This is a genomic window from Azospirillum sp. B4 (assembly GCF_000333275.1).
Taxonomy (GTDB): Bacteria; Pseudomonadota; Alphaproteobacteria; order Azospirillales; family Azospirillaceae; genus Nitrospirillum.
In genome coordinates this window covers 1-5,067 of record NZ_BACU01000453.1, presented here as the reverse complement: position 1 = coordinate 5,067, position 5,067 = coordinate 1, and the positions used below count along the sequence as shown (strand labels likewise).

General features: G+C 65.8%; 6 protein-coding genes and 1 pseudogene. 5 read left to right on the top strand and 2 right to left on the bottom strand.

The window, feature by feature from the left end:
• The 5 genes and pseudogenes from I55_RS38570 to I55_RS19775 all read left to right on the top strand — a co-directional run.
• A pseudogene (locus tag I55_RS38570) lies at nt 1-220 on the top strand (hypothetical protein); the annotation flags it as partial.
• Nucleotides 217-1,023 carry a hypothetical protein gene (locus I55_RS19790; protein ID WP_252181220.1) on the top strand — a complete coding sequence of 269 codons (807 nt, stop codon included), beginning with the start codon at nt 217-219 and terminating at the stop codon, nt 1,021-1,023. The pseudogene I55_RS38570 and the gene I55_RS19790, both read left to right, overlap by 4 nt.
• Before the next feature lies 1 nt (nt 1,024).
• Nucleotides 1,025-1,990 carry an SMP-30/gluconolactonase/LRE family protein gene (locus tag I55_RS19785; RefSeq protein ID WP_044562307.1) on the top strand — a complete coding sequence of 322 codons (966 nt, stop codon included), beginning with the start codon at nt 1,025-1,027 and terminating at the stop codon, nt 1,988-1,990.
• A gap of 30 nt (nt 1,991-2,020) precedes the next feature.
• Nucleotides 2,021-2,749: a FadR/GntR family transcriptional regulator gene (locus tag I55_RS19780; protein ID WP_044562306.1), complete on the top strand. Its 729-nt coding sequence runs from the start codon at nt 2,021-2,023 to the stop codon at nt 2,747-2,749.
• Nucleotides 2,750-2,766: 17 nt separating this feature from the next.
• Nucleotides 2,767-3,156, top strand: a complete 390-nt coding sequence (locus I55_RS19775; protein WP_044562305.1) for a methylglyoxal synthase — start codon at nt 2,767-2,769, stop codon at nt 3,154-3,156.
• A 5-nt stretch (nt 3,157-3,161) separates the two neighbouring features.
• Here I55_RS19775 and I55_RS33280 read toward each other — a convergent pair whose 3' ends face one another.
• Together I55_RS33280 and I55_RS19765 are read right to left on the bottom strand one after the other, a co-directional pair.
• A complete protein-coding gene (locus I55_RS33280) occupies nt 3,162-4,370 on the bottom strand; it encodes a lysozyme inhibitor LprI family protein (protein ID WP_148293851.1) in 1,209 nt (402 codons plus the stop codon).
• A 171-nt stretch (nt 4,371-4,541) separates the two neighbouring features.
• On the bottom strand, nt 4,542-5,012 hold the full coding sequence (locus I55_RS19765) for a DUF4142 domain-containing protein (protein ID WP_252181221.1): 471 nt from the start codon (nt 5,010-5,012) through the stop codon (nt 4,542-4,544).
• Nucleotides 5,013-5,067: the final 55 nt, after the last annotated feature.

Genomic DNA, 5,067 nt, shown 5'->3' with positions numbered 1-5,067 from the left:
GCTGACGGACATCGTGCAGGTGGGCCTGCTGGTCATGGGCGGCCTGATCATCAGCTACCTGGCGCTGGACAAGATCGCGGACGGCCAGGGGGTGCTGGCCGGCTTCCACCAGCTGTCGGTGACGGTGCCGGAGAAGTTCAAGCTGATCCTGACCAAGGACAGCCCTTTTACAAGGACCTGCCCGGCATCTCCGTCCTGGTGGGCGGCCTGTGGGTCATGAACGTGTCCTACTGGGGCTTCAACCAGTACATCATCCAGCGCGCCCTGGCCGCCAAGTCGGTGCGGGAGGCGCAGCGCGGCGTGGTGTTCGCCGCCTTCCTGAAGCTGCTGATGCCGGTCATCATCGTGCTGCCGGGCTTGGCCGCCGTGATGCTGATCCCCAATCTGCCGGTGCCGGACCAGGCCTATCCCGAACTGATGAAGATGCTGCCCGTGGGCCTGAAGGGCCTGGTGTTCGCGGCCCTGGTGGCGGCCATCGTCGCGTCGCTGGCGTCCAAGATCAACAGCGTGGCCACCATCTTCACCCTGGATCTCTACGCCCACATCAGGACGGATGCCACCCAGCATCACCTGGTGGCGGTGGGCCGTATCGTCAGCGTGGTGGCGGTGGCCATCGGCATCGTGGTGGCCAAGCCTCTCCTGGGCAACTTCGACCAGGCCTTCCAGTACATCCAGGAATTCACCGGCTTCTTCACGCCGGGCATCTGCGTCATCTTCCTGCTGGGCATGTTCTGGGCCCGCGCCAGCGCCGCCGGCGCGCTGACCGCCGCCATCGGGTCGGCCGTGCTGTCGCTGGCCTTCAAGATCTGGCTGCCCGAACTGCCCTTCATGGATCGCGTGGGCATCGTGTTCCTGCTCTGCCTGGCCGGCGCCGTGCTGGTGTCGCTGGCGGCCCCGGCCGCCATCCCGGGCCAGATCAAGGTCAAGCTGAAGGGCATCGATTATTCCACGACCACCGGCTTCAACATCGCGGCCCTGGTGGTGCTGGTCGTCCTCTCCGCCCTCTACATCACCTGGTGGTAAAATGACGAACGTCCGTCCGCTGAACGCCCGTCCGGTGCTCGACGCCCCGCTGATCGCCACCTTCGCCCTGGGCAACACCTTGGGCGAAGGGGTCACCTGGGATGAACGCGACCAGTCGCTGTGGTGGACGGACATCCATGAGCGCCGGCTGCACCGGCTGGACTGGGGCAGCCGGACCGTCGAGACCTTCGCGGCACCCGAACGCGTGTGCTCCTTCGGCCTGATCGAGGGCGACGCCGACCGGCTGGTGGTGGCGTTCGAGAGCGGTTTCGCCTTTTTCACGCCCCGCGCTGGCGTGGTGGGCACCGGCGCCCTGGAGTGGCTGGCGCGGCAGGACCTGCCCGCCGGTGTCCGCTTCAACGACGGCCGGGTGGACCGCCAGGGCCGCTTCTGGGCGGGCACCATGGTGGAGGATGAGGCGGCCCGTGAGGCGGGCACGTTGGCCGGCGCGCTCTACCGCCTGGACGGGCGGGACCGGGCCACGCCGCTGGTGCAGGGCGCCCTGATCTCCAACAGCCTGTGCTGGAGCCCGGATGGCACGGTCATGTACTACGCCGACAGCACCACCCGCCGGATTCGCGCCTTCGACTATGACACCGCCACCGGCACGCCGGCCAACGAACGCGTCTTCGTGACGACGGAGGAAGGGGCCTACCCCGACGGCGCCAACATCGATGCCGAGGGGCATCTGTGGAGCGCGCAATGGGGGGCGTCGCAGGTGGTGCGTTACGCTCCCGACGGCAGCGTTTCCGGCGTCATCCCCGTGCCCACGGCGCGGGTCAGCTGCGTCGCCTTCGGCGGGCCGGACCTGACCCTGCTGTTCGTCACCACGGCGCGGGAGGGCATGACGGCGGCCGAGATCGCGGCCGACCCCAACGCCGGCCATCTGTTCGTGTTTGATATCGGTACCATCGGCGTGCGTGGTCTGGTCGATAGTGCGTTCAAATTGGCCCAGGCAGGGATATAAGTTGTTGTATGGAATAAAGTGGGGGAAGGGATGATTGCCAAGTTTCGCGGCCAAAACCTGACGTTCGCCATCGTCCAGGATCTGGGGGCCGCGATCGTTACCGGGACCTACAGTGCCGACAAGCCCTTCCCCATCGAGGCCGACCTGTGCAAGCACTACGGCGCCAGCCGCAGCGTGCTGCGCGAGGCGGTGAAGATGCTGACGGCCAAGGGCCTGCTGCGCGCCCGGCCGCGCCAGGGCACCTGGGTGGAGCCTGAGGAAAGCTGGAGCCTGCTGGACCCCGACGTCCTGCGCTGGATCCTGGAGCGCAAGTTCTCCCTGCCCCTGCTGGCGGAATTCACGGAGATCCGCCTGGCGGTGGAACCGCTGGCCGCCCAGCTGGCCGCCGCCCGCGCCACGCCGGCGGAGAAGGCGGCCATCAAAGTGGCCATCGACCGCATGTACGCGGCAGAGCGGGGGGAGGACGACCCGCTGACCACGGACATCAACTTCCACGTCGCCATCCTGAAGGCCAGCGGCAACCGCTTCTATCTGCAGCTGCGGGAACTGATCGACACCGCCTTGCGTTTCAGCATCCGGCGCACCAACCAGTACAAGGGCGTGCGCCTGGCCAGCGTGGCGGATCACAACGCCGTGGCCGAGGCCATCCTGGCGGGCGACCCCCCCCGGGCGGAGGCCGCCATGCGCTACCTGATGCAGGAGGCGCTGGACCTGCTGTCGCAGGGTGAGGAGGCCGAGGGCAAGGCCGCGGCCTCGTGACTGCCGGAGTTTGAACGATGCGCGAAGAGGGCCGCCGTACGATCGGGCTGATCGCCCATGACGGCAAGAAGCAGGCGATGGTGGACTGGGCCCTGGCCCATGCCGATTTCCTGCGCGGCGCCAAGATCTACGCCACCTCCTCCACCGGCACCCGCGTGGCGGAGGCGATCCCCGGCCTGGACATGACCCGCCTGCGCAGCGGGCCCCTGGGCGGCGACCAGCAGATCGGCGCCCTGATCGTTGAGGGCGGGCTGGACCTGATGATTTTTTTCGTCGACCCGCTGGGCACCTTGCCCCATGACGTGGACGTGAAGGCCCTGATCCGCCTGGCCACCCTGGCCGACCTACCCTTCGCCTGCAACCCGGCCACCGCCAGCCTGATGGTGGCGGGGCTGGCGCGCGACTGAAGGCGCTACTGCGTCGGGCAGCGCGCCATCCAAGGCGCCACCATTCCCGTTCCCCGGTTCACTTGGGCTGTGGCTTCCTTGACGTATTCGTAATCGTCGTCCCCGATCAGCGACCATAGCCGCAACCGGCCCTCTCGCCGGGCCAATGTGGCCTGGCTACGTTGGTCTGGGGCCATTTTGTTAAGCAATATCAAGGATAGGCCGCCATCCGGTGTCGCCGACAGATCCGCCAGCGTGTACTGGTTGATCGTGTCTATGTCGGCAAAGGCGGTCCAATTGGGGAAGGTTTCAACGGCGATGGTTCCGTCCTTGGCCTTCGACAGGGTGAGGACGAATGCCCGGGGATCACGCTCACCGCATTTGTCCGACCAGGTTCCCAGCAAAGTGGTGAGGGCCGGCGCGCTGGAAAGATGCTTGGCCATGAGCTTGCTCAATTCCGTCGTGTAATCGTCATACAGGTCGGCTAGGCAATCCAGCGCCTTCCCCATGGGCGCGTTTGGTGATAGGCTGCCATGGTCGGGGATGCCGCAGGCGGAAGCCCGGGATTTCAGCCAGGCCCGATGTTTGGTCATGAAGGCCGACCGTTCAGCATCTGTCACACCCGGTACCAGTCCCGTCGGACGAATCAGCTGGCGGAACACGTCTGCCATGCGCCGATCATACGCTGGTAGCCAAGGATCATGGCAGATCAGCAGATCCAGCGGTGCGGACGCCTTGGCGCAATCGAAACTGGGCTCCACCCTGGCTTCGGGATTGGGGGCTGTCGGATCCAGGGTTCGACAGGGCGCGTTGTTGACACAGACCTTGGCTTTCGTCGCACTGGAAAAAACTACTCTCACGTCCGTGGCGTAATTCGGGCGGTCGGTGGGGAAGGTGTAGAAAGGGGCGCTGACCGTTTCCACATGACCGACATGGATGGTCGCGTTGGCGGAATCCAGGTGATACGGATTTATCCCCACGGTGATGGAAACCGTCTTGCCGCCGCCGAAATCGCATACTACGCGTGGCCGGCGGTGATCGTCGTAGCGGGGAAAGGATTCGGCGTCGTACAGTTCCCCTGGGGGGGCCGGCTCCGACTCGGGGTAGTAGGTGAGGAACCTAAGGGTTGCGATGGTGGCCTTCTGGTCGCAGTTGACCGCCACCATCATATCCGCCTCATCGGCACGGGCGGGACGGCTGATGGAAAAGACCAGGGGGACCAGGAAGGCCAGCAAGATGAAGGGCCACGGCCGCGGCATTTTCCAAGGTGCGATGGGCACAGGCGTCGTCCCCCAAAGATGATCCCCATAAACCTATAGGTACACCATCGGGGGTGGGTAGGCGACCGGAGTAAAAAGGGGCGGCCGCGATGGGCCGCCCCTTCACAAGTCCATCGACCGGCCGGCCTATTTGACCTTGTCCAGGGTCTTGGCCATCTCCAGGTGCTGGGCGATGGTGGGTTCGGTCTTGGCGGCCCAGTCCTTCAGGGCCGCGTTCTCGCCGCCCTTGGCATAGCGCTGGAAGGCGCTGTCGGCGTCCTTGTGGACGCTGACCTGGTCCTCGCGGTACTGCTTCACGAAGTCGGCGCCGCTCAGGCTGTTCAGCTTGTCCAACTTCTTCTGGTGGGTGTTGTCCAGGGCCGTGGGGATGGTCGCCTGCACGGTGCCGCCGGTGACGATGGTCTTCAGTTCCGCCGAGGTCTTCTTGTGCGCTTCGATCATCTGGGCGGCGAAGGCCTTGGTGGCGGTGTCGCCTTTCTGCTGCGCCAGTTCGCTGGACTGGATCTCGAACATGTCGCCGATGGCGACCTCCTTCACGAAATCCTCCGTGCGCGGGGTGACGCCCAGCACGGAATTGGCGCCGGGCTTCTCCCCCATGGACTTGGGCTTGTCGCCCACCGACTCTTGCGCCATGGCGGCGGTGATGGTGGCC

Bases quoted from the DNA above. Each gene is read 5' to 3' on its own strand.
- I55_RS19790 (WP_252181220.1), top strand. From the start codon at position 217: ATGAACGTGTCCTACTGGGGCTTCAACCAGTACATCATCCAGCGCGCC.
- I55_RS19785 (WP_044562307.1), top strand. From the start codon at position 1,025: ATGACGAACGTCCGTCCGCTGAACGCCCGTCCGGTGCTCGACGCCCCG.
- I55_RS19780 (WP_044562306.1), top strand. From the start codon at position 2,021: ATGATTGCCAAGTTTCGCGGCCAAAACCTGACGTTCGCCATCGTCCAG.
- I55_RS19775 (WP_044562305.1), top strand. From the start codon at position 2,767: ATGCGCGAAGAGGGCCGCCGTACGATCGGGCTGATCGCCCATGACGGC.
- I55_RS19765 (WP_252181221.1), bottom strand. From the start codon at position 5,012: ATGGGGGAGAAGCCCGGCGCCAATTCCGTGCTGGGCGTCACCCCGCGC.